This is a genomic window from Paenibacillus sp. P4_E11 (assembly GCF_056401635.1).
In genome coordinates, this window is the sequence record NZ_JBFUIX010000395.1 from 1 (window position 1) to 1,896 (window position 1,896).

Here is a 1,896-nt window from a genome sequence, read left to right on the forward strand (position 1 = left end):
GCATACGAGAGATTACCCTAAGAAATCGTATGAGATTGTGAGGAAAGGAAAAACGATTCATCTAAACGCTGAATTCGACGATCCATCGATGATACGTAATGCCTTGTCGTTTCGCTTCTTCGATTGGATTGGCGTTCCGAGTCCGAAAACGCAGCATTGTCTCCTTCGATTGAACGGACAGAACCTTGGGGTATATTTAGAAATTGAAGCTGTTAATTCTTCGTTCTTCCGACGTCGCGGCATTCCGGTGCAAGCTCTGATGTATGCGATCAACGATAGCGCGAATTTCGGACGGATGGATCCCACTTCGAATAGCCTCAAGCGATCGTTGTTCGAAGGGTATGAGTTGAAGATAGGCTCGGATGAGGATCGCAGTCAATTGAAGTCGTTCATCTCGAATCTTCATACCGTGTCCAGTGCCAAGCTGGAACCATTCCTATACAGACGTCTCGATGTGAACAACTATTTGCATTGGCTGGCAGGAGCGGTATTCACTGGGAACTACGATGGATTCGATCAGAATTATGCGATCTACAAGCACAAGACGCGCGGTGTTTATCGGATGGTACCTTGGGATTACGAGGGAACTTGGGGCAGGAATTGCTACGGCAACAAATGTGGAAGCGATCTGGTACGTGTCAGGGGGTACAATCAATTGACACGGAAGGTACTCAGCATCAGTAAGGCTCACATGCGTTATCGCGATATTCTGGAATCGATTCTTGAGAAAACTTTTACACTCCGAAAAATCGAACCTGTTGTGGAGGAGATGATCGAACGAATATCCCCTCACATCTACAAGGATACTGAACGCAAATGGTCTTATTCCGTATTCCGGGGCGAATCTCGGTTCATTCGATCTTATATACAGGAACGGAGGGAAATCATAGGCGAAGCGATTGCTGAGAAGGTTTACTAACAGATGTTAGCGTAGGCCCGTAGACCTGGATTGATGCTGGTTTCGGGCTTTTGTTGCTTCGTTTATACATAATCTTACTGCATTTTGCACTTTTCTGCGGTATCCTATTAAGAATTTGATTGTCAATAGTCTTAAAAGTGGTATATTTATAGATGAAAGCACTATCCGAGACAAGGAGCATCAGACAGCATGGATTTCGTATTATTCATATTATTCTCCTCTATGGAATACTTGGCAATGTTTGCACTCATGTTTGCTTTATTCAGGTTCGAGTACAAATTTTACCATAACAGTGTGTTGTTTATTTGTGCAGTATTGTCATTCGTATCCTACTCGCTTCGAATAGGGTTCGATCAGGCATTGTTGGATCCGATTATGAACGTATTACTCATCTTTGCATTCTTGTATTACATTTTTCAGATCCAGATCTTTTATTCTTCCGTTATGACAGTGACAGGGTATTTGGCTTATGGAATTACACAGGCGATTATGTTCTTCGGACTGGATTTCCTAGGATTGATATCCATTGAAACAGCCAAGCCTAATACCATTCAAGGCTATATATTGCAAATTTTTACAAGTGCCGCTGCTTTCTTGGTTACATATTTGATCAAGAGGAAAAATTATGGATTTGCTTATGTTCCTCATGGTCAACGCGCATTCGTCCTCTACAAAGGGTTGAATAAAATATTCCTGTTCTCGATTATTATTGCATCAGTCGTAGCATGGATTACCCTTTATTATAGCAATGCAGGAAATCTCCATATTTATCTCTTAATGATGATCCCGCTTATCTCTATGTTTGTAGTCATCATCTATCTTTCCATTAAGAAGGAGTATAGCAATGATTGATATGCTCGCGTCCAGGATTGCTTCCAGCATTAAGAATGCCAATCCCGATAAGACAGCTAGTATTGAAGTCATGCAATATGCGCTCATCATCTTGATTAACGGATTCATAACGTTCGTGCTAGCAC

General features: G+C 41.9%; 2 protein-coding genes. Both read left to right on the top strand.

What is annotated here, in order from left to right:
* Positions 1 to 919, top strand: a 919-nt coding sequence (locus tag AC1DWB_RS34410) for a CotH kinase family protein (protein ID WP_477545568.1), incomplete at its 5' end; no start/stop codon positions are given.
* Between the two features lie 189 nt (positions 920 to 1,108).
* Entirely contained in the window at positions 1,109 to 1,771 is a 663-nt protein-coding gene (locus AC1DWB_RS34415; protein ID WP_477545569.1) for a hypothetical protein, read from the top strand.
* The last annotated feature ends 125 nt before the right edge of the window (positions 1,772 to 1,896 follow it).

Bases quoted from the DNA above. Each gene is read 5' to 3' on its own strand.
- AC1DWB_RS34415 (WP_477545569.1), top strand. From the start codon at position 1,109: ATGGATTTCGTATTATTCATATTATTCTCCTCTATGGAATACTTGGCA.